We start from the raw sequence: 21,908 nt of genomic DNA, 5'->3' as shown, positions 1-21,908 counted from the left end.
CCGGGTGATGGCCGGGGCGATGACCCCCGGCGACCTGGTCATCTTCCTGACCTACCTGAAGACGGCGCTGAAGCCGCGAGGTGGTGGTCGGGGAGTGGTGGGTCGACGGCGGCCACGCCGACCGGCTGCGCGCGCGGCTGGCCGAGCTGGTGGCCGGGTTCGAGCGGGCACGCGCGGTCGAGGGCGGGCTGCCGCTGGCGCAGGCGGCGACCGAGCTGGGCCTTCCCGACCCTGCGCTGGTGCACGCGCTGCTGCCGGAAGGGGTGCGGATCCGGGACGGCCGGCTGACCACCGGCTCCGGCGACGGGCTGCCCCCGCACCTGGAGCGGGCGCTGGGCGACCTGGTCGCCGAGTACGGGGACAACCGGTTCGTCGCGCCCCCGGCCGACCGGCTGCGCGAGCTGGGGCTGGCTGACCGGGACCTGGCCGCTGCCGCCCGGGCGGGTCGGCTGCTGCGGCTAGCACCGGGGGTGGTGCTGCCCGCAGGCGCCGACGAAGAGGCGCTGCGGGTCCTGGCCGGCCTGCCGGCGATGTTCACCGCCAGTCAGGCCCGCCAGGCACTGGGCACGTCCCGCCGGGTGGTGCTGCCGCTGCTGGACCACCTGGACCGCACCGGCCGCACCCGGCGGCTGCCGGACGACCGCCGGCAACTGCGCTGATCAGCCGAACAGACTTGCCGTCCTGACCAGCGTCGAGACGATGCCGTAGAGCAGCGGGACGCCGACGACGAGCCAGGCCACGGCGAGCAGCGCCGGATGCTGGGACCGGTCGTCCTCGGGCACCCCGGCTTCCTCGGCCTCCGCGGCCTCCTCGTCACCGGCCGCCTGCTCATCTTCCGGCTCGTGGTACTTCGCAGATACCTGCTTGATGGCGAGGTTGGCGAGGAAGCCGACGACCAGGATCCCCACCATGGTGAACAGGGCGGGCCGGTAGGCAGCGGCGGTGAGCTCTCCGGGCTCCCCCGGCTGCAGGTCCAGGAACCCGTTGATGATCAGCGGCCCGGCGATTCCCGCGGCCGACCAGGCGGTCAGCAGCCGGCCGTGGATGGCCCCCACCTGGAAGGTGCCGAACAGGTCCTTGAGGTAGGCCGGCACCGTCGCGAACCCGCCACCGTAGAAGGAGATGATGATGCCGGCCAGCAGGACGAAGACCCAGGTGGTGCTGTTGCCCACCATGGCGAGCAGCGAGTAGCAGACGATCCCGATCCCCAGATAGCCCATGTAGGTGGGCTTGCGGCCGACGTAGTCGGAGGTGGAGGACCAGCCGATGCGACCGGCCATGTTGCAGATGGACAGCAGGCCGACGAAGCCGGCCGCCGCCCCGGCCGCGACCGTGGAGGAGCCACCGTTGCGGAAGAAGTCCTGGATCATCGGCGCCGCGTGCTCCAGGATGCCGATGCCCGCGGTCACGTTGCAGAACAGCACCGTCCACAGCAGCCAGAACTGCGGGGTCTTCAGGGCGTTGTTGGCCGAGACGCTCGCGGTCGTGATCATGCTCTTCTGCTCGGTCTCCTGGGGCGGTTCCCAGCCCTGCGGCTTCCACCCCTGCGGTGGGACCTTCACCAGCCAGGCACCGAAGAGCATCACGACGAGGTAGACCAGGCCGAGGGTGACGAACAGCGAGGCGACGGCACCACCGCTGGCGACCTGCTCGGCACCCGCCGCGTTGTCGGCGCCGGAGTCGTAGAAGGCCAGCAGCCGCGAGGAGAGCGGGCTGGCGATGAGCGCCCCACCGCCGAAGCCCATGATCGCCATCCCGGTCGCCAGTCCGGGCCGGTCGGGGAACCACTTGATCAGGGTGGAGACCGGTGAGATGTAGCCGATGCCCAGGCCGATGCCGCCGATGACGCCGTAGCCCAGGTAGAGCAACCACAGCTGCTCCGTCGCGATCCCGAGGGCACCGACGAGGAAGCCGGTGGACCAGCACAACGCGGCGGCGACCATCGCCCGGCGCGGGCCACCGGTGTCGACCCAGGTGCCCAGCGCGGCCGCGGACAACCCCAGCATGACGATGGCGATGGAGAACACCACGCCGATCGCGGTGAGGCCGGTACCGAAGTGGTTGACCAGCGGGTCCTTGTACACGCTGGTGGCGTACACCTGGCCGATGCACAGGTGGATCGCCAGGGCGGCGGGTGGGATCAGCCATCGGTTGTAGTTGTGGGGGGCGACCGTGCGCTCCCGGTCGAGGACTGCCACTGCCGTCATGAAGGCTCCTCCTGGGTGCTTCGTGCAACGTTCAATTCAGGAGGACCGTAGTGGCCACGCGCCGGACACGCCTGCCGAGACGCGGTTCGGGTGGTCGTGGGCGCGGGGGCCGCGGGCGGGGTCCGCCTCAGCGGGCGAGCTCGGCCAGCACCGCCGCGACCGCCTGCTGCGGGCTGGCGGGGTCGGTCGCGACCACGCGCCCGTCGACCACGACTGCACACGGGCTGGTGGCCCGGTTGACCTGGCGCAGCGCCTCCCGCACGCTCAGCCCACCGGCGCGGGCCTGCCGCCAGACCGAGGGCAGCAGCCAGGTGGTGTTGCGGGGGTCGACGACGGTGATCTCGAGCACGTCGTCATCGAACCGCTCCCGCAGGGCCCGGTAGACCTCCCCCATCACCACCATGTCGGCGCGGGCTGCGGCGTAGGGGTCCTCCCCGGTGCGGCACAGCGTCTCGGCAGCGGTGCTGGTGAGCCGGCCGCAGCAGCCCGAGCCACCGACCTGCTGGTCCCACTGCCGCACCAGCATGACGTGGTGGCCGCGGGTCCGCGGCGTGGTCGTCACGCCTTCCACGGTACTCCGGAAAACGGCAGGACACCCCCGGCCGGTGGCTGGGGGCGTCCTGCGGTGGAGCCGCCTGTCGGAATCGAACCGACGACCTATTCATTACGAGTGAATCGCTCTGCCGACTGAGCTAAGGCGGCGCGCCGCGGACGAGGATAGCCGACCTGGTGTCGCGGGACCGAATCGGTCACGGGGCTCAGCAGGTGGTGCCGTCGTCAGGGACGGCGCCCTCCAGCAGGTAGCCGTGCACGATGTCGTCGACGCAGTCGTTGGAGCGGCCGTAGGCGGTGTGGCCTTCGCCCTCGTAGGAGAGGAGCACCCCCGAGTCGAGGATGTCGGCGAGGCTGACCGCCCACTCGTGCGGGGTCGCGGGGTCGCCGGTGGTGCCGACGACGAGGATCGGGGCGGCGCCCTCGGCGTTGAACTCCTCCAGCCGCTCCTGCGGCTCGACCGGCCAGTGCGAGCACACCCCGCCCTCGCCGCCCAGGTACCGGCCCCACGTGGGGCTGACCTCCTCGAAGCGCTCCAGCACCTCGGGGTCGTTCAGCTCCGGCTGCCGCGGCCGGTCCAGGCAGTTGACCGCGTAGATGGCCTGCATGGTGTTGCTGGTGTAGGTGCCGTCGCTCTCCCGGCTGGCGTAGACGTTGGCCAGGTACATCAGCATGGTGCCGTCGCCGTCGAAGGCCTGCTCCAGCGCCCGGCTGAGCAGCGGCCAGCCGGCTTGGTCGTACATCGCGACGATGATGCCGAGCATGCCCCAGCCCTCGGTGAGCTCGGTGACGACGTCGCCCTCGACTGGCAGCGGCTGCCGGTCCAGCCCCTCCAGGAACTGGACGATCCGCTGGCGGGCGCTCTCCACGTCCTCCCCCAGCGGGCAGTCGCCGGACTCCACGCAGTCCTCCAGGTAGGCGCGGGTGGCGCGCTCGAACCCCTCGGCCTGGCCCAGGCTGAGCTCGACGGCGTCCAGCGTCGGGTCGATCGCCCCGTCCAGCACCATCCGGCCCACCCGGTCCGGGAACAGCTCGGCATAGGTGGTGCCCAGGTAGGTGCCGTAGGAGGACCCGAGGTAGTCGAGCTTCTCCTCCCCGAGCGCCGCGCGGACGATGTCCAGGTCGCGGGCGGCCTCGACGGTGGAGACGTTCGCCAGCAGCGCGCCGACGTTCTGCTGGCAGGCCTGCGCGAACTGCCGCGCCACCTGCTCGGCCTCCGCCCTCTCCTCGGTGGTCTCGGGGGTGGGGTCGGCGCCGAGCAGCTCGTCCAGCTGAGGGCCGTCAACGCAGCTGATGGGCGCCGAGTCACCCACGCCCCTCGGGTCGAACCCGACGATGTCGTAGGACCGCCGCACCGGCTCACCGAAGGCCATGTCGGCACTGCGCGCGTAGTCGACCCCGGAGACGCCCGGACCACCGGGGTTGATGAGCAGCGAGCCGATCCGGTCGCCCGTGGCCGGCACCCGGAGCAGCTGCAGCTGGATGGTCTTGCCGTCGGGCTCGCCGTAGTCCAGCGGCACCTCGACCTGGGCGCACTCGAAGTCCTCGCAGCCGCTCCACTGCACCTGCTGGCTGTAGTAGCGGTCCAGGCCCTCGGGCGCGGCCTCGGTCGGGTCCGCCGTGTCCTGCTCGCCGGTGGCCTGGCCGCCTGCGGTATCCCCGGCATCCCCCGCGGGCTCGGTCTCGGGGGCACCCGAGCATCCGGCGGCGACCAGGCCGGTGAGAGCGAGCACGGCGGCCACCCGCCGCCAGGGGCCGCCGGCCGCGCCGGCTCGTGCCTGTGTCACCGTGCTGTCCTCTCGCGTCGACGCACCTGCTGCCCGGGCCCTGCACCCGGCAGCACCAAGCCAATCATCATCGCCTCCAGCACCAGCAACGGCGTGCCGTTGGCCTCCAGCCGCTGCCGGGCGAGCCCGATGGTGTCCAGCGCCTGCAGCAACCACTCCGGCGGGAGCGTCCGCGTCAACTGGCGCACCTGCTCCAGCTCGGTGGCGTTGACCGGCTCCACCTCGGCGCCGGTGCTCAGCACCAGCGCGTCGCGGTAGACCGAGGCCAGCGTCCCCAGCGCCGCGTCGAGCGCGTCGTGCTGGCGCCGCCGGGCCCGTCGCTTGCCGTCCTCCTCCAGCTGCCGCAGGTGTGCCCGCACCGACGGTGGCTGGGTCCGGGCATCGGGGTCGGCGCCCAGCTGCACCAGCAGCTCCCGGCGGCGCCGGGTCGCGTCCTCCTCCGACTGCGTGCCGGAGGACTCCTTGCTGGTCTCCTCGACCTCGGCCGCGGCCGCCAACGCCTCCCCCAGCCCGGTCAGCCGCAGCGGCATCGAGGTCAGCTCTCGGCGGCGGGCCCGCTCGGACTCGTCGGTGGCCAGCCGCCGGGCGATGCCGATGTGGCTCTGCGCCGCCCGGGCGGCGTAGTGCGCCAGCGGGGGGTCCACCCCGTCACTCTGGAGCAGCCGCACGACCGCGTCCACCGGTGGCGTGCGCAGCTGCACGTGCCGGCACCGCGAGCGGATGGTGACGATGAGGTCCTCCCAGGAGGGTGCGCACAGCAGCCACACCGTCCGCGGCGGTGGCTCCTCCAGCGCCTTCAGCAGCGCGTCGGCCGCCTTCTCGGTGAGCCGGTCGGCGTCCTCGACCAGGATGACCCGCCACGGCCCCACGGTGGGGCGGGCCTGGGAGGCCAGCGCCAGCTCGCGGGCCTCTCTGACCTGCAGGAACGTCGTCTCCGTCGCGACCAGGGTGAGGTCCGGGTGGCTGCCGCCGAGCACCTGCCGGCAGCGCGGGCACTCGCCGCAGCCGCGCCGGTCCTCCCGCTCGCACTGCAGCGCGGCCGCGAACGCCCGGGCCGCGACCGACCGGCCCGACCCCGGCGGCCCGGTGAACAGCCAGGCGTGGGTCATCGACCGCGGGCGGCTCGCAGCGCGCGCCAGCTCGGCCGCGACCGGCTCCTGCCCGACGAGCCGGGCGAACACTCCGGGTCCGCTCACGAGGCTGCTCCCTGGTCGGCCGCGACCTGTGCCAGCTGCGGCTCGAGCGCGGCCAGGACCGCCTCGGCCAGCTGTCGCGGCGGACGGGTCGCCTCCAGCACCAGGTAGCGGCCGGGGTCGGCCTCGGCGAGGGCGAGGAAACCGGCGCGGACCCGCTCGTGGAAGTCCAGGCTCTCCCGCTCCAGCCGGTCCGGCTCCTTCCCGCGGCGGGCGACCGCGCTGGCGGCGTCGACGTCGAGCACGACGGTCAGGTGCGGCACCAGCCCTTCGGTGGCCCACAGCGACAACTGCCGGACCTCCGCGTGAGCGAGCCCGCGCGCCGCGCCCTGGTAGGCCACCGAGGAGTCCATGAACCGGTCACAGAGCACGACGGCGCCCGCCGCGAGCGCCGGCCGCACCACCGTGGCAGCGTGGTGGGCGCGGTCGGCGGCGAACAGCAGCGCCTCGGCGCGGGGGGCGACGTGCTCCCCGTGCAGCAGCACTTCTCGGATCGCCGCCCCGACCGTGGTCCCACCGGGCTCGCGGGTGGTCACGACGCGCAGGCCGCGGCCCTGCAGGGCCTGGGCCACCAGCCGCGCCTGGGTGGACTTGCCCGCGCCGTCGCCGCCCTCGAAGGCGACGAACAGCCCCCGCGCGGGCGGGGCGTGGGCGGTCAGCGGCGGGAGCACGCCCCGAGCCTAGGTCACGCCGCTGACGGGCTCCGTGCCGTCCACGGCCACCCCCCACCGGCGCGCCCAGGCGTCCAGCCAGGGCGTCGGCATCACCGCCTCGTGGTCCAGCGGCACCGCCTCGTCGCCGTCGAGCTGCAGGTGCTCCCGGGCGTCGCCCGCCATGTCGACGACCGGGAAGTGCCGCCCGGCGACCCCGGCAACCTCACGACCGAGCGGGCCGGCGGCCGCGACCGCACGGGAGTCCAGCCGCTCGACCGCCGGGAACGGTACCTGCCCCCAGGCGTCCTTGAGCGCCCGCAGGTTCGCCGCCGCGCCCGCGCCCACCCGGCCGTCCAGCCGCGCCGGCTCCAGCAGGTGCAGCGCGTGGCACCAGGTCGCGAAGTGGGTGCCGGTGCCGGTCTGCTCCTGGTACGGGCCGGCGCCGTGCCAGGCGGTGCGGCCCCCCAGCGCGCGCGCCTGCTCGGCCAGCGCCGTGACCCGGGGGTGGGTCAGCAGGGCGTCGTAGTCCAGGTCGGGCGCCACGTGCCCGAGCGAGAGGCCCATGAGCGCGAACTCCAGGCACTTGGAGCACTCGAGGCAGAACCGGCGGGTGTCCAGGGTGCGGGTGCACATCACCATCCGGCGGGAGGCCCGCGGGTACTGCCGGAGCACCGTGCCGAACGAGACGTACTCGTTGATCCCGCGGTGGGTGCTCTCGGCGTGCAGCGGCCAGCCGAGGACATGGGCCAGGTAGGCGTCCAGGTACCGCAGCTGCTCCGGTCGGCCCAGCCAGTTCCGGTATGAGGCCGTCCCGTCGTCGCGGTAGCGCACCTGGTAGCCCATGGCGGTGCGGGAGAACACCACCTGGTGCACGCCGTGGTGGACCAGCGCGGGCAGCATGGCCGGGACGTACAGGTTCACGTGCGGTCGAGGCCCATACCGGTCCCGCCGCAGGGCGGCCATGTAGTCGGTGGTCACCAGCTGGATCGGGCTGCGAGTCTGCAGCCGGACCGGTCGGAGGACGGTGCGCCTGCTGCGCCGGGTGGCGCGCTCCCGGGTAGTGCGGTCGCCGGCGAACAGCTGCACCAGGTGCAGCAGCAGCACCTCCCGCGACGGCCGCCGCTCCAGCAGCGCGCGGTGGGCGAGCGTGCTGTCCTTGCCTCCACCGAAGCTCACGGCCACGGTCCGGTCCCGGCGCCCGGTGCGCCGCAGCGTGACCCGTGCCGGCGCCCCCTCGGGCGACTCCACCCGCAGCCGCTGCAGTCCGTGGTAGGCCGGCCAGAACTCCCGGGTGAGCGCCGGCACCGGCTCTGGCAGCTCCACGACCACCTGCCGCGCCTGGACGGCCCACATCGGCAGCTGCAGGCTCAGCAGCACCTCGTAGAGCACCCGCCGGTCCATCGTCGCCAGCGGCACCCCGTGGTAGTCGACGTACCATCGGTTGCGCCGCTGGTAGTGGTTCTCGATGTCCTGCTCCCACGAGAAGTCCACCCGGCTTTCCCGCACGACCGGCGGGTGCACCCGGATCCGGGCTCTCGTCGGGTTCCGCTGTCCCCCTGCCATGTGCTCACTCCCTGGGGAGCAGCCCGTCCCCGCGCAGCGCGTCGAAGATCAGCGAGGTCTCGGCGTGCAGGACGCCCGGTCGGTTGGTCAGGTGGTCCAGCACGAAGTCGCGCAACGCGTCCGCGGAGTCGGCTGCGACGTGGACCAGGTAGTCGGTGGCGCCGCTGACGTGGTAGGCCGCCAGCACGCCGGGAAGGTGCGGCACCTCCTCACGGAACGCCTCGAAGTGGCTGCGGCGGTGGCCGCCGAACCGCACGGCGATCATCGCCTGCACCGGCCGTCCCACAGCCGCCGGGTCCAGGTCGGCGTGGATGCCCCGGACCACGCCGCGCTCGCGCAGCGAGCGCACCCGGACCAGGCAGGTGGACTCGGCGATGCCCACGGCCCTGGCCAGGGCGGCGTTGGACATCCGCCCGTCATCGACCAGCAGTCGCACCAGCCTGCGGTCGGTCTCGTCCAGCGGGGCGGGCTCCCCCGGCACGACCTTCGCCATGACCTCACCCTACCGCCCGTGCCAACGGCGATCCGCCGCGTGTCGGCGTCATACACCGCTGATCATGCGCTTGGCTTGACCGCTGTACGCATCTTCTTCATAGAGTGGCCAGCACGAGCCGGGGGACGGCGTGGTCCCCCGCCGCGAGCGTGGGAGCAGCAGATGAGCACCGAGACCCGCCTGAGCACCGACCGGCGGATGGCGGCGCGACCCGACACCGTCGCGGTCCACGCAGCCCGGGAGGACCTGGCCGCCAGTGGCGTCCACGTGCCGCCCATCGACCTGTCGACGACCTACCCGCTGCCCGACGTCGAGGCCGGCGGCGACGCCTACGAGCGCCTCGCTACCGGCGGGACGCTCGTGGAGGGGGACAGCCCGGTCTACCAGCGGCTGTGGAACCCCACCGTCGCCCGGCTGGAGCGCGCCGTCGCCGGGCTGGAGGGCACCGACGAGGCGGTCGCGTTCGGCTCGGGCATGGCGGCGCTGTCGGCGACCCTGCTCGCCGCCGTCGCCGCCGGCCGGCCCCACGTCGTGGCCGTCCGCCCGCTCTACGGCGGCACCGACCACGTGCTGGCCACCGGCCTGCTCGGCACCCGTGTCAGCTGGGCGGAGCCCGATGAGGTCGCGGGCGCGCTGCAGCCGGACACCGGCCTGGTCGTGCTGGAGACCCCGGCCAACCCGACCCTGCAGCTGGTCGACATCGCCGCCGTGGCCGAGCAGGCCGGGAGCGTGCCGGTGCTGGTCGACAACACCTTCGCGACCCCGGTGCTGCAGCGGCCGGCCGAGCACGGCGCCCGGCTGGTGCTGCACTCGGCCACCAAGTTCCTCGGCGGGCACGGCGACGTGATGGCCGGCCTGGTCGCCACCGACGGCGAGTGGGCGACCCGGGTGCGCGGCGTCCGCGCGCTGACCGGCGGGCTGCTGCACCCGCTGGCGGCCTACCAGACTCACCGCGGCCTGCAGACCCTCCCGGTCCGGGTCCGCGCCCAGTCCGACCACGCGCAGGTGGTCGCCCACTGGCTGCAGCGGCACCCACGGGTCAGCGCCGTCCACTACCCCGGGCTGCCGGGCACCGACCCGCGCGGCCTGGTCGGCACCCAGCTGGCGGGGACCGGCGCCGTGCTCGCCTTCGACGTGGGCAGCTATGCCGCGGCCGCGACCGTGGCCCGCTCCACCCGGCTGGTCACCCACGCGGTCTCGCTCGGCGGCGTGGACACCCTGATCCAGCACCCGGCGTCGCTGACCCACCGTCCGGTCGCCCCGGAGGCCCGCCCCGCGGCGTCGGTGCTGCGGCTGTCGGTCGGCCTGGAGGACCCGGCCGACGTGGTCGACGACCTGGCCACCGCGCTCGCGGCGCTCGACTAGCGCCGGGCCTTGGTGCCCTTCGCCCCGCTCTTGCGGGTGCTGGACCGCTTGCGGGTGGTCGGCCCCTTGGCGCGCTTCTCGGCCAGCAGCTCATAGCCCCGCTCCGGGGCGATCGCCTCCGGGTCGTCGCCCTTGCGCAGCGTGGCGTTGGTCTCGCCGTCGGTGACGTAGGGACCGAACCGGCCGTCCTTGACCACGACCGGCTTGCCTGAGATCGGGTCCTCCCCCAGCTCCTTCAGCGGGGGCGCGGCCGCCCGGCGGCCCCGCTGCTTGGGCTGGGCGTAGATGGCCAGCGCCTCCTCGAGGCTGATGTCGAAGAGCTGCTGCTCGGAGCTGAGCGACCGGGAGTCGCTGCCCTTCTTCAGGTACGGCCCGTAACGGCCGTTCTGGGCGGTGATCTCCTCCCCCGTCTCGGGGTCGGTGCCGACGACGCGTGGCAGGCTCAGCAGCCGCAGCGCGGTCTCCAGGTCGATCGTGGCCAGGTCCATGTCGGCGAACAGGCTGGCGGTGCGCGGCTTGGGCTTCTTCTTGGTGCCTTCCTCGTCCTCGATCACCTCGGTGACGTAGGGGCCGAACCGACCGCTCCGGGCGATGATGTCGCGTCCGGTGTCCGGGTCCTGCCCGAGCACCCGGCCGTCCTCGGCGGCCTGGGCCAGCAGCTCCCGGCCCTTCTCCGGCGTCATCTCGTCGGGGGCGATCTCGTCCGGGACGGTGGCGCGGCGGCGGGGCGAGCCCTCCTCCTGGCCCTGCGTGGTGTCCTCGACGTAGGGGCCGTAGCGGCCGACCCGGACGACGATCCCGTCACCGATGTCGACCGTGGAGACCCCCTTGGCGTCGATGTCGCCCAGGTCCTCGACCAGGTGGCGCAGCCCCTCGGCGTCGGTGGCCTCGGAGCCGAAGTAGAACCGGTGCAGCCAGGCCACCCGTTGCTCGTCGCCCCGGGCGATCCGGTCCAGGTCCTCCTCCATGGAGGCCGTGAAGTCATAGTCGACCAGCCGGGAGAAGTGCTCCTCCAGCAGCCGGGTCACCGCGAACGCCAGCCAGGTGGGCACGAGGGCGGTGCCACGGCTGTGCACGTAGCCGCGGTCCTGGATGGTGCCGACCGTCGCGGCGTAGGTCGAGGGCCGGCCGATGCCCTTCTCCTCCAGCGCCTTGACCAGGGTGGCCTCCGTGTAGCGCGCCGGCGGGGAGGTCTGGTGGCCCTGCGCGTCGGCCGCGAGCACGTCCAGGACCACGCCCTCGGACAGCTTCGGCAGCCGCCGCTCGCTGTCCTCCCGGCTGCCGTACCGGTCCTCGTCGCGTCCCTCTTCGTAGGCGGCGAGGAACCCGCGGAAGGTGATGACGGTCCCGGAGGCGCTGTACTCGGCCTCGCCGGCACCGTGGCCCTCCGGCAGCGAGGCCACCAGCCGGACGGTGGCGGTGGAGCCCTTGGCGTCGGCCATCTGCGAGGCGACGGTGCGCTTCCAGATCAGCTCGTAGAGGGCGTACTCCTGCCCCTGCAGCTCCCCGGCCACCTGCGCGGGGGTGCGGAAGGAGTCACCGGCCGGGCGGACCGCCTCGTGCGCCTCCTGGGCGTTCTTGGACTTGGACCCGTAGCTGCGGGGGCTGTCCGGGATGAAGTCGGCACCGTACAGGTCCCGCGCCTGCCCCCGGGCCGCGCTGATCGCCGACTGCGACAGCGTGGTGGAGTCGGTCCGCATGTAGGTGATGTAGCCGTTCTCGTACAGCCGCTGCGCGGTGCGCATCGTGGTCTGGCTGTTCATCCGCAGCTTGCGGGAGGCCTCCTGCTGCAGCGTGGAGGTGGTGAACGGCGCCGACGGCCGCCGGGTGTAGGGCTTCTCGGTGACCGAGCGGACCGCCACCGCGGCCGAGCGGGTGCCCTCCGCGATCGCGGTCGCGGCCGCCGCGTCCAGGTGCCGCGCGCCCCTGGTGCGCAGCACGCCCCGGTCGTCGAAGTCCCGCCCGGTGGCGACCTTGTCCCCGTCGACGGTGCTGAGCCGGGCGGTGAAGGCCTGCCCGCCGCTACCCTCCGGGGCGAACTCGCCCTCGACGTCCCAGTAGTCGGCGGCCCGGAAGGCCATCCGCTCCCGCTCCCGCTCGACCACCATGCGGGTGGCGACCGACTGCACCCGGCCGGCGGAGAGCCCCTGCCGGACCTTGCGCCACAGCACCGGGGACACCTCGTAGCCGTACAGCCGGTCCAGGACCCGGCGGGTCTCCTGCGCGTCCACCAGCCGGGTGTCCAGCTCCCGGGTGTCGTTGGCCGCCCGCTGGATCGCCTCCCGGGTGATCTCGTGGAACACCATCCGCCTGACCGGCACCTTCGGCTGCAGCACCTCCAGCAGGTGCCAGGCGATGGCCTCGCCCTCGCGGTCCTCGTCGGTGGCGAGCAGCAGCTCGTCGGACTCCTTGAGGGCGGCCTTGAGCTCGCGCACCTTCTTCTTCTTGTCCGGGTCGACGACGTAGTACGGCTCGAAGTCGTGCTCGACGTCGATGGCGAACCGCCCGTACGGGCCCTTCTTCATGTCGGCCGGCAGCTCGCTGGGGTTGGGCAGGTCGCGGATGTGCCCCACGCTGGCGTCGACCTGGTACTCCTTGCCCAGGTACTCCCCGATCTTCCTCGCCTTGGCGGGCGACTCCACGATCACCAGCTTGCGACCACTACCTGCCACGTCTACTCCCTCTTGGTCCGGTCAGACGGGTGCGGACCCGGCGACACGGTAGCCCACGCGGCTGGTCGATGCGGTCACGGCGGCAGCAGCATCCCCTCCGCCACCAGCGTGCGCAGGGCCGCGAGAGCCGGTGCCCGTCCCTCCTCGGCGCCGGTCGCCTGCAGCGCCGCCAGCCCCGCGAGCACCTGCCGTGGCGTGATCTCGCCGTCGCTGACGGACAGCAGCGCCGCCCCGACGGTGTCCAGCTGCACCGTCGTGCCGAGGCCCCCGCCCTGCCGGGCCTGGATGACCGCCGGGTCCGGCGCCCCGGGCCGGCCGATGCGCTCCTCGGTGACGTCCTCGGCCACCCGCCAGGCGGTGTCCAGCAGGGTGTCCTCGTCGGCCTCGGCCAGCAGGGTGCGGGCGCGCACCCCCCGCAGCACGGCGGGCCCGACCGGAGCAGCAACGGGGCCGGTCACCTCCGCCAGCTCCCGCCAGGGCCGCCTCCCGGTGGCCGGCCGCTGCAGCGTGATGATGCCGAACCCGACCTCGGCGACGCCGCGGGCCTCGAAGTCGGCCAGCCAGGCCTCGTACAGCTCCTCGAACCCCGGCGTCCCGGGCCGGTGCCCGCCGTCGCGCGCCCAGGTCTCGGCGTAGCCGGCCGGGTCCTGGACCTCCCGCTGCACCACCCAGGCGTCCAGGCCGGTGCCGTCCAGCCAGCCGGAGACCACCTCGCGCCAGTCCCCATCGCGCGGCACCTCCCAGTTGCCGAGCAGCTGGGCGAGGCCACCGGGCGCCAGGTGGGCACCGACGCCGCGGACCAGGTCGGCGACCACGGTGTCGCCGGCGGCACCGCCGTCGCGGTACTCGTACCGCGGCACCCCCGCCACGCGGGGGGTGATGACGAAGGGCGGGTTGGACACGACCAGGTCGAACCGTTCGCCTGCGACCGGCTCCAGCAGCGAGCCGCGCCGCAGCTCCCAGTCCAGGCCGTTCAGCTCGGCGTTGAGCCGAGCGGTGCGCAGCGCCCGGGCCGAGACGTCGGTGGCCACCACGTGGTCGGCGTGGCCGGACAGGTGCAGCGCCTGCACCCCGCAACCGGTGCCGAGGTCGAGCGCACGGCCGACGCGCGGCCGGGGTGCCCAGGACGCCAGCGTGGTGGAGGCACCACCGATGCCGAGCACGTGGTCGGTGGGCAGCGGACCGCCGAGCGCCAGCTCGGACAGGTCCGAGACCACCCACCAGGTGCGGGCTTCGTCGCCGTAGGGGCGCAGGTCCACCCGGGCGCGGACCTCGCCGGCCGCGGCCCGCACCAGCCCCAGGCCGACCAGGTCCGGCAGCGGCACCGACGGCAGCGCCGCGACCAGCGCCTGCTCCGGCACCGCCTCGCCGAGCACGAAGCAGCGGACCAGCACCGCGGCGGGCTCCTCGCGCCCGGTCAGCACCCGGCGCGCCGGCAGCGGCTGCTCCCGGTGCAGCGCCGCGGCGGCGACCGGCCCGAGCAGCTCCTCCACCGCCTCCACGGTGTAGGGCGCCCGGGCCAGGTCGGCGCGCAGTGCCGACAGCGCAGAGCCGGTCACCTCGTCGTGGCCGGCTCGCTCACGTCGTCGGCGATCGCGATGTCGCGCCGCTTGCTCACCCACACCGCCCCGACGATGACCGCCAGCGACACCAGCGCGATCGCCCAGCGCAGCACCGGGTTGGCGCCGTCACCGACCGACACCGCCACGATCGCGGGGGCGATGAGCAGCGCCACCAGGTTCATCACCTTCAGCAGCGGGTTGATGGCCGGGCCCGCGGTGTCCTTGAACGGGTCGCCGACGGTGTCGCCGATGACGGTGGCCTCGTGGGCGGCGGACCCCTTCCCGCCGTGGTGGCCGTCCTCGACGATCTTCTTGGCGTTGTCCCACGCGCCGCCGGAGTTGGCGAGGAAGACCGCCATCAGCACCCCGGTGCCGATCGCACCGGCGAGGTAGCCGGCCAGCGCGCCCACCCCGAGGGCGAAGCCCACCCCGATCGGGGCGAACACCGCCAGCAGGCCGGGGGTGGCCAGCTCGCGAAGCGAGTCCTTGGTGCAGATGTCGACGACGCGCGCGTAGTCGGGCTTCTCGGTGTAGTCCATGATCCCGGGGTGGTCGCGGAACTGCCGACGCACCTCGAACACGATCGCCCCGGCGGCCCGGGTGACGGCGTTGATCGCCAGGCCGGAGAACAGGAAGACGACCGCGCCGCCGATGAGGACACCCACCAGGGCTCGCGGGTCGAAGACCAGGAAGGACTGCTGCAGCGAGGCGGCGTCGGCCTCGGTGCCGCCGACCACGTCGGTCAGCGCGGTGCTGACGGCGTCCCAGTAGGAGCCGAAGAGCGCTGTCGCCGCCAGCACGGCGGTGGCGATGGCGATGCCCTTGGTGATCGCCTTGGTGGTGTTGCCGACCGCGTCCAGCTCGGTGAGCACCTGGCCGGCCTCGTCGTCGACGTCGCCGGACATCTCTGCGATCCCCTGGGCGTTGTCCGAGACCGGGCCGAAGGTGTCCATCGCCACGATCACGCCGACCGTGGTCAGCAGGCCGCAGCCGGCCAGCGCCACGAAGAACAGCGAGATGATGAGCGACCCGCCACCGAGGGTGAACAGCAGGTAGATCGCCGCCGCGATGGTGGCCGAGGTGTAGACGGCCGACTCCAGCCCCACGCCGATGCCGGAGAGCACCACGGTGGCCGGGCCGGTGAGAGCCGTGCGGGCCACGTCCTTGGTGGGCTTGGCGTCGGTGCCGGTGAAGTAGCCGGTCAGCCACAGGATGAAGGCCGCCAGCACGATGCCGATGATGACCGCCACCGCGGCGCGCAGCGCCGGGTTGATGTCGGGGGTGCCGACGCCGAACAGGTCGATGGCCGCGACCTCGACGCCCTCCAGGCTCCAGGGCAGCGCCACCATGGCCGCGATGACCGAGGCGATGGCGGCGACACCGGCGGAGAGGTAGAAGCCGCGGTTGATGGCGGTCAGCCCGCTCTCGCCGGGCCGGGCCTTGGTGATGTAGACACCCAGGATCGCCGTCAGCGCGCCGATCGCCGGGATGATCAGCGGGAAGGTGAGGCCGTCGGCGCCCAGCGCAGCGGTCCCCAGGATGAGCGCAGCGACCAGGGTCACCGCGTAGGACTCGAACAGGTCCGCGGCCATGCCGGCGCAGTCGCCGACGTTGTCGCCGACGTTGTCGGCGATGGTCGCGGCGTTGCGCGGGTCGTCCTCGGGGATCCCGGCCTCCACCTTGCCCACCAGGTCCGCGCCCACGTCGGCGGCCTTGGTGAAGATGCCGCCCCCGACGCGCATGAACATCGCCAGCAGCGCCGCCCCGAAGCCGAAGCCCTCCAGCACCTTGGGCGCCTCACCCTGGTAGATCAGCACCACGAGGGAGGCCCCCAGCAGGCCGAGACCGACGGTGGCCATCCCGACGGTGCCGCCGGTGCGGAATGCGATCCGCATGCCCAGGTCGCGCCCGGAGGTGCGAGCGGCCTCGGCCACCCGCATGTTGGCCGCGGTGGCCAGGCTCATGCCCAGGTAGCCGATGGCGGCGGAGAACCCAGCGCCGAGGAGGAAGAACACCGAGCGGCCCGCACGGATCCCCCAGCCCTCGGCCGGCAGCGCCATGAGCAGGAAGAAGGCGATGACGGCGAAGATCCCCAGCGTCTTGAACTGCCGGCGCAGGTAGGCCTGCGCGCCCTCCTGCACCGCCGCCCCGATCTCCTGCATGCCGGCGGTCCCGGCCGGGGTGGCGAGCACCTCCGAGCGGAACTTCCACCCCATCACCAGGGCGGCCAGCGCGATGAGCGCGACGACGACCACGACGGAGGTGCCCCCCGCCCCCAGACCGATATCGCGCGCCATAACAGGTGTCATCCGATCCTCCTGCCGGGGGCCTCGCCCACGAGACCATTACGAGACGTGTGGCGGCCACTGTATTGGCTGAGCCGGTGCTGTCCAGCAGGCCTCGCCGCATACCGTGGCGACCATGGGTCCACAGGAGGCGCTGTCGGCACTGTGCCGCGGCCGCGAGGGTCGGCTGCGACACGTGCGCGAGGTGCCTGCCCGACCCGCCGACACCGTCGAGTGGCCGGACTGGGTGGAACCGGTCGTGCAGGCCGCCCTGGCCGGGCAGGGGCTGGTGCGGCTGTGGTCCCACCAGCGGCGCACCGCTGAGCTCGCCCACGCCGGCCAGCACGTGGTGGTCGCCACCGGCACCGCTTCCGGCAAGTCGCTGGGCTACCTGCTGCCGGTGCTCACCGAGGTCGTGGCCGGTACCCGCGCACCCACCGGGCGGGGCGCGACGGCGCTCTACCTGTCCCCCACCAAGGCCCTCGCGGCCGACCAGCTGGCCCGACTGGAGGCGCTCGGGGTCCCGGGGCTGCGGGTGGCCACCTATGACGGCGACACCCCCACCGACGAGCGCCGCTGGATCCGCGACCACGCCGGCTACGTGCTGAGCAACCCGGACCTGGTGCACCATTCGCTGCTGCCCGGACACGACCGGTGGGCACCGTTCCTGCGGCGGCTGTGCTACGTGGTGGTCGACGAGGTCCACGTCTACCGGGGCGTCTTCGGGGCCCACCTGGCCGCCGTGCTGCGGCGGCTGCTGCGGGTCGCGGCCCGCTACGGTGCCGCCCCGACCGTCGTGATGGCCTCGGCGACGGTGGCCGACCCGGCCCGGCACGCCGCCGCCCTGCTCGGCCGGCCGGTCACGGCGGTCACCGAGGACGGCTCACCACGCCCGGCGGCGACGGTGGCGCTGTGGGAGCCGCTCACCGACGAGGACGGCCAGCGCCGCAGCGCGGTCGCCGAGAGCGCCGAGCTGCTCGCCGGACTGGTGGGCCAGGACGTGCAGACGGTCGCGTTCGCCCGCTCCCGCGCCGGCACGGAGGTGCTGGCCACGGCCGCCCGCAGCCGCCTCCCCGCGGACCTTGCCGCCCGCGTGGCCGCCTACCGCGGCGGCTACCTGCCGGAGGAGCGCCGCGAGCTGGAGCGGCGACTGCGCTCCCGCGAGCTGCTCGGACTGGCCGCGACCAGCGCCCTGGAGCTCGGGGTGGACGTGGCCGGGCTGGACGCGGTGCTGACGGCCGGCTGGCCGGGCACCCGCGCCTCGTGGCGGCAGCAGGCGGGCAGGGCCGGGCGTGCCGGCACCGACTCGCTGGCGGTGCTGGTCGCCGACGACGACCCGCTGGACACCTACCTGGTGCGGCACCCGGAGGCGGTGCTGGACGCGCCCGTCGAGGCCAGCGTCGTGGACCCGGAGAACCCGCACGTGCTCGCCCCGCACCTGGCGGCCGCGGCCGCCGAACTGCCGCTGACCGAGGACGACACCGCCTGGTTCGGCCCCTCGGTGCCGGTGCTGGCCGAGTCGATGGTGCAGGCCGGGCTGCTGCGGCGCCGGCCGCGAGGCTGGTTCTGGGCGCGGCAGGACCGGCCGGTGGACCACGTGGCGCTGCGCGGGGCCGGGGAGCAGGTGCGGATCGTGGAGTCGCGCACCGGGCGGGTGCTGGGGACAGTCGATGAGCCGCGCTCGCACGCGGTCGTCCACCAGGGCGCGGTGTACCTGCACCAGGGCGAGCCGCACGTGGTGACCGAGCTGGACCTGGCGGACAAGGTCGCACTGGTGGTGCCGGGCGACCCTGGCTGGAGCACGCAGGCCCGATCGCGCAGCGAGTTCGCGATCGAGGCCACCGAGCAGGAGGAGCCGCTCGGTGGCGGGCGCTGGTGCCTGGGCCGGGTCGCCGTCACCACTCAGGTCACCTCGTTCCTGCGCCGACTGCCCTCCGGGGAGGTCCTCGGCGAGCACCCACTGGACCTCCCGGCCCGGACGCTGCGCACCCGCGCGGTCTGGTACACCCTGCCCGACGAGCAGGGCGGCGCCGAGGGGATCGCCGAGGCCGACCTGCCGGGCGCGCTGCACGCCGCCGAGCACGCCGCCATCGGGCTGCTGCCGCTCATCGCCACCTGTGACCGGTGGGACATCGGCGGGGTGTCGACCGCCGTCCACCCCGACACCGGGCTGGCCACGGTCATGGTCTACGACGGGCATCCCGGGGGCGCCGGCTTCGCCGAGACCGGGCACCGGCGAGCGCGGCAGTGGCTCACCGCCACCCTGGACACCGTCCGGGACTGCCCCTGCCGGTCAGGCTGCCCCGCGTGCGTGCAGTCACCCAAGTGCGGCAACGGCAACCAGCCACTGGACAAGGTCGGCGCCCAGCAGGTGCTGGACCTGCTGCTGCGGTAGCGTCGGAACCGTGCTGGTCATCGGACTGATCCTCATTGTTCTGTCGCTGGCGGTCGTCGCCTATGTCTGGTTCGCCACGGTGGACCTGTCCGCCATCACCGTCGACCTGGGCGCCTTCTCGGTGCTGATGACGCCGCTGCACCTGTTCCTCGCCGGTGGCGCCACGGTGCTGGTGCTTGCCCTGGGAGCGGCGCTGTTCGCCTCCGGGCTGCGCGGGAGGCGTCGCCGTCGCCGGGAGCTGAAGGACCTGCGCACCCGTGCCGCTGAGCGGGACCAGTTGCGCGCCGAGCGGGAGGCAGCGGGGCAGGAGCACCACGACCGCGACGCGACGGCCTCGACCGACCCCACCCGCGAGCACACCTACCACCGCGATCCCACGGTCCCCGAGGCGACCCGTGACGACTCCTACGGAGAGCGCCGGGACCCGCACCGCCGCCCAGCGCGCGACGACACGCACGAGTGAGGCCCGCCTCCTCCCGCCCGTCGCCGTCGCTGCCGGCGCGGCCGTCGGCCGTGCTGCTGGACATGGACGGCACGATCATCGCCTCCGGTCCGGTGATCACCGCCTCTCTCGCCGCCACGCTGCGCGCGTTCGGGTATCCCGTGCCTGACCACGCCGGGCTCGAGCGCTATGTCGGCCCACCGCTGCCGGACACGCTGCGGCACCTGACCGGGGTCGCCGACCCTGCCGAGCTGTCGCGGATGATCGCCCACTACCGCGCGGTCTACGCCGAGCACGGCGACCTGGGCGCGGTCTACCCCGGGATGGCCGAGCTGATCCGCGAGGTCCACCGCAGCGGGCTGCCGCTGGCGCTGGCCACCTCCAAGCGCACCTCGGTGGCTCTCACCGTGCTTGCCCAGCAGGACCTGACGGACCAGTTCGACGCCGTGTGCGGCGCCGGTGAGGACGAGTCCGGCAGCGACAAGGCCACCGTGGTCGCCTCGGCACTCGCCGAGCTGGCCCGCGGCGGGCACAACCTGTCTGCCCCGGTCATGGTGGGTGACCGCTTCCACGACGTGGAGGGCGCCGCCCTCCACCAGGTACCGACGATCCTGTGCCGGTGGGGGTACGGCACCACCGACGACGAAGAAGGGGCCGCGCTGGCGGTCTCGGCCGTCGCGGAGCTACGGACCGCGCTGGGTCTGCACTGACCACACTGCGGGCGTCCTGGCGGTCCCTCAGTCAGCTGGGTGATCCTCAGCCTTCCAGGCCCTCTCCAGAAGGGCGAACGGCTGGGTGTACACGTGCTCCTCGACCAGTGACCGCAGCTCCTCGCCCGAGCCGCCCCTGATGGTCGCGAGGAGAAGGAGATGCTCGTCAGCCACTGAGCTCAGGTCGCTGTGCAAGGGCGTCAGCACATTGAACAGCATGCGCACGCGGGACATCACGAGCTGCCACAGCCGAACCGCCTGTGGCGAGGCGGAACAGGACGTAACCACTGCTTCGTGGAACGACATGTCAGCGTCGTTGACCCGTTGGGCACTGCCCGCACGGGCCCCGCTTCGCATTTCCGCGACAAGGTCATCAAGAAGTGTCAAGAGCTTCTCGTCAGCGGCGTCGCGAAGCTGCGCGAATGCGGCTTGCTCGACGATCAGCCGAACCGGCAGGACAATCTCTGCCTCAGACAGCGACACCGCGGCCACGCTGTATCCCCGACGCGGCGCATAGACGACTATTCCCTCGCTCTCCAGCGTTCGCAGAGCCTCTCGCACCGGACCGACGCTCACATCGAAGTGCTGCATCAGCTCCTCTTGCTTCAGCCGGTCTCCGGGATCAAAGAGACCGGAGACAATAGCCTCTCGTAGCCGTGTGGCCACTCGCGCACTCGAAGAACCCACGGATCCGGCGCTACCGCCAAGACGTCTTGATATGAGGTTGCGGCTGACATCAGCACCGATCAAGACAAACAGCCCTTCCTCTGAAAAAGCTCCGCGGAGCATCGTTCAACATTCTAGCACGCACGGGTGACAGCAGGTCGGTGCTGGTACCCCCTTTTCAGAGCAATCTCGCCGACGACAGCAGCGCCCCGCTGGAGGCGGCGTGCATTCTCGACGACGCGCGCCACGACGAGCGGAAAGATCATGTCGGGGATGCCTGCGATGCGTGGTGTGATGAGGCAGTTCGGTAGCGCCCACACCGGATGACGCGGTGGTAGCCGCGTCGGATTCGTGACGTCCAGTGCCGCACCCGGCAAGGCTTCATTCCGCAGCGCATGCACCAGCGCAGAGGGTTGCAGAATCGGCCCCCGTGCGACATTGACCAGAAATGCGCCTCGCCCCTTGATGGCGAGTTCGCGGGCCCGATGAGCCCATGGATTTGCGGGGTCAGCGGGCGACACAGCACCACAATCCCGGCGCGCCGAAGTGACTCGTGGTACACGCGGGTTCGGCATGCCGCGTATGAGGGTGCGCCAGTCCTCGTACTGAGCGTGGACGCCCCAGATCATGTACGTGGCCGCTACTCCCCGAACACCGGGCGAGGGTTCCCCACGGTGATCACCCTCGTAGAGATCACTTCTTCCTTATTGCTCTAACCTTGCCCGAAACGCGATAGGGACCACGGCAAGTCCGCCCCGTGATTTAAACCGTAGCCGAGTTGTCTCGCACATATCGTGTGAGGCCAGGATGCGGTCAGCGAATCCGTTGTCCTCGAGTTCGCAGATGAAGCGCACTCGCCGCTCAAAGCTCGGGCCTGTCGGGTGCCTGAACGCACCAACCTGCACGAAGGCTCCCGCCCTGGCAATGGCCTCGTGGTAGTCCGGGAATTGACTGTGCCGCAGTCGCCGATGGTCCCGCTCCGGGGCTGCACACGGCACTCGTGGAGAAGTGCAGCTGGACCAGGCCTACCGGCCAGCGTGCAGCATGCGTGGTGATCGGCACACCGGTCGACACCTGTGCGGCCACCGCAGCGCGCATGGACCGCTCTTTGAGGGCAAAGATGTACCAACGCCCTGACCCGGGCCCAGCATGAAGGAGGCCCGGATCGGTACCAGGATGGCGAAGGCCACCGGAACGCCCAGCAGGAGGCGAAAATATCGGAAGAAGGCGGTCAGGATGTCCATCAGGATGTCCATCGCCAGGAGGCCCTGGTGCCTTCCTCCGAAGACGCCGATGAGCGCTCGAAGGGCCACGAAGCGGACTGCACGTCTCCTACGAGGAGATTATCAATTGTCAAGAATGT

18 protein-coding genes and 1 tRNA gene are annotated in these 21,908 nt (G+C 72.8%); 5 read left to right on the top strand and 14 right to left on the bottom strand.

The window, feature by feature from the left end; translation table 11 throughout:
• The first annotated feature begins 80 nt into the window (after nt 1-80).
• Complete coding sequence (locus GFJ45_RS05575) at nt 81-659, top strand: SelB domain-containing protein (RefSeq protein ID WP_153395024.1); 579 nt, start codon at nt 81-83, stop codon at nt 657-659.
• Here GFJ45_RS05575 and GFJ45_RS05570 read toward each other — a convergent pair whose 3' ends face one another.
• The 8 genes from GFJ45_RS05570 to GFJ45_RS05535 form a co-directional block, all read right to left on the bottom strand.
• Nucleotides 660-2,207: an L-lactate MFS transporter gene (locus GFJ45_RS05570; RefSeq protein WP_153395022.1), complete on the bottom strand. Its 1,548-nt coding sequence runs from the start codon at nt 2,205-2,207 to the stop codon at nt 660-662. It abuts the gene before it with no gap.
• A 127-nt stretch (nt 2,208-2,334) separates the two neighbouring features.
• Nucleotides 2,335-2,769, bottom strand: a complete 435-nt coding sequence (locus GFJ45_RS05565) for a hypothetical protein (protein ID WP_228386552.1) — start codon at nt 2,767-2,769, stop codon at nt 2,335-2,337.
• A gap of 64 nt (nt 2,770-2,833) precedes the next feature.
• Nucleotides 2,834-2,909, bottom strand: a tRNA-Thr gene (locus tag GFJ45_RS05560).
• A gap of 56 nt (nt 2,910-2,965) precedes the next feature.
• A complete protein-coding gene (locus GFJ45_RS05555; RefSeq protein ID WP_153395020.1) occupies nt 2,966-4,546 on the bottom strand; it encodes an alpha/beta hydrolase in 1,581 nt (526 codons plus the stop codon).
• A complete protein-coding gene (locus GFJ45_RS05550; protein WP_228386551.1) occupies nt 4,543-5,742 on the bottom strand; it encodes a DNA polymerase III subunit delta' in 1,200 nt (399 codons plus the stop codon). The genes GFJ45_RS05555 and GFJ45_RS05550 overlap by 4 nt, the downstream gene beginning before the upstream one ends.
• Complete coding sequence (tmk, locus tag GFJ45_RS05545; RefSeq protein WP_228386549.1) at nt 5,739-6,410, bottom strand: dTMP kinase; 672 nt, start codon at nt 6,408-6,410, stop codon at nt 5,739-5,741. Before tmk ends, GFJ45_RS05550 begins: the two co-directional genes overlap by 4 nt.
• A gap of 9 nt (nt 6,411-6,419) precedes the next feature.
• Entirely contained in the window at nt 6,420-7,955 is a 1,536-nt protein-coding gene (locus GFJ45_RS05540; RefSeq protein WP_153395018.1) for a hypothetical protein, read from the bottom strand.
• 4 nt (nt 7,956-7,959) lie between these two features.
• Nucleotides 7,960-8,448, bottom strand: a complete 489-nt coding sequence (locus GFJ45_RS05535; RefSeq protein ID WP_153395016.1) for an Lrp/AsnC family transcriptional regulator — start codon at nt 8,446-8,448, stop codon at nt 7,960-7,962.
• Nucleotides 8,449-8,610: 162 nt separating this feature from the next.
• Between GFJ45_RS05535 and GFJ45_RS05530 the strand changes: the two genes are divergently transcribed.
• Nucleotides 8,611-9,813: a trans-sulfuration enzyme family protein gene (locus tag GFJ45_RS05530; protein WP_153395014.1), complete on the top strand. Its 1,203-nt coding sequence runs from the start codon at nt 8,611-8,613 to the stop codon at nt 9,811-9,813.
• On the opposite strand, the gene topA is transcribed toward GFJ45_RS05530, so the two are convergent.
• The 3 genes from topA to GFJ45_RS05515 all read right to left on the bottom strand — a co-directional run bounded on the left by topA (nt 9,810) and on the right by GFJ45_RS05515 (nt 16,356).
• On the bottom strand, nt 9,810-12,485 hold the full coding sequence (gene topA / locus GFJ45_RS05525) for a type I DNA topoisomerase (RefSeq protein ID WP_153395012.1): 2,676 nt from the start codon (nt 12,483-12,485) through the stop codon (nt 9,810-9,812). The two genes, GFJ45_RS05530 and topA, sit on opposite strands and share 4 nt — an antisense overlap.
• 74 nt (nt 12,486-12,559) lie before the next feature.
• Nucleotides 12,560-14,044: a N5-glutamine methyltransferase family protein gene (locus tag GFJ45_RS05520; RefSeq protein WP_153395010.1), complete on the bottom strand. Its 1,485-nt coding sequence runs from the start codon at nt 14,042-14,044 to the stop codon at nt 12,560-12,562.
• Nucleotides 14,041-16,356: a sodium-translocating pyrophosphatase gene (locus tag GFJ45_RS05515; protein ID WP_153395008.1), complete on the bottom strand. Its 2,316-nt coding sequence runs from the start codon at nt 16,354-16,356 to the stop codon at nt 14,041-14,043. The genes GFJ45_RS05520 and GFJ45_RS05515 overlap by 4 nt, the downstream gene beginning before the upstream one ends.
• A 112-nt stretch (nt 16,357-16,468) precedes the next feature.
• On the opposite strand from GFJ45_RS05515, the gene GFJ45_RS05510 reads away from it, so the two are divergent.
• The 3 genes from GFJ45_RS05510 to GFJ45_RS05500 are packed head-to-tail and all read left to right on the top strand — an operon-like array spanning nt 16,469 to nt 19,879.
• Complete coding sequence (locus GFJ45_RS05510; RefSeq protein ID WP_153395006.1) at nt 16,469-18,727, top strand: DEAD/DEAH box helicase; 2,259 nt, start codon at nt 16,469-16,471, stop codon at nt 18,725-18,727.
• Between the two features lie 10 nt (nt 18,728-18,737).
• The gene (locus tag GFJ45_RS05505; protein ID WP_153395004.1) at nt 18,738-19,190 is read left to right on the top strand and encodes a hypothetical protein; all 453 of its coding nucleotides are present in this window, start codon (nt 18,738-18,740) and stop codon (nt 19,188-19,190) included.
• Entirely contained in the window at nt 19,187-19,879 is a 693-nt protein-coding gene (locus tag GFJ45_RS05500) for an HAD hydrolase-like protein (RefSeq protein WP_153395002.1), read from the top strand. Before GFJ45_RS05505 ends, GFJ45_RS05500 begins: the two co-directional genes overlap by 4 nt.
• 27 nt (nt 19,880-19,906) lie before the next feature.
• On the opposite strand, the gene GFJ45_RS05495 is transcribed toward GFJ45_RS05500, so the two are convergent.
• The 3 genes from GFJ45_RS05495 to GFJ45_RS17050 all read right to left on the bottom strand — a co-directional run bounded on the left by GFJ45_RS05495 (nt 19,907) and on the right by GFJ45_RS17050 (nt 21,543).
• Nucleotides 19,907-20,668 (bottom strand): GntR family transcriptional regulator, encoded by a 762-nt coding sequence (locus GFJ45_RS05495; protein WP_153395000.1) that lies wholly within the window; start codon nt 20,666-20,668, stop codon nt 19,907-19,909.
• An 11-nt stretch (nt 20,669-20,679) separates the two neighbouring features.
• Nucleotides 20,680-21,120 (bottom strand): NAD(P)-dependent oxidoreductase, encoded by a 441-nt coding sequence (locus GFJ45_RS17055; RefSeq protein WP_407670379.1) that lies wholly within the window; start codon nt 21,118-21,120, stop codon nt 20,680-20,682.
• 129 nt (nt 21,121-21,249) lie between these two features.
• Entirely contained in the window at nt 21,250-21,543 is a 294-nt protein-coding gene (locus GFJ45_RS17050) for a phosphotriesterase family protein (RefSeq protein WP_153394996.1), read from the bottom strand.
• Nucleotides 21,544-21,908: the final 365 nt, after the last annotated feature.

This window comes from Ornithinicoccus halotolerans, from assembly GCF_009602535.1.
Classification (GTDB): domain Bacteria; phylum Actinomycetota; class Actinomycetes; order Actinomycetales; family Dermatophilaceae; genus Ornithinicoccus; species Ornithinicoccus halotolerans.
Note: the sequence above shows the minus strand (reverse complement) of the source record. Positions and strands in the feature narration are given on the sequence as shown.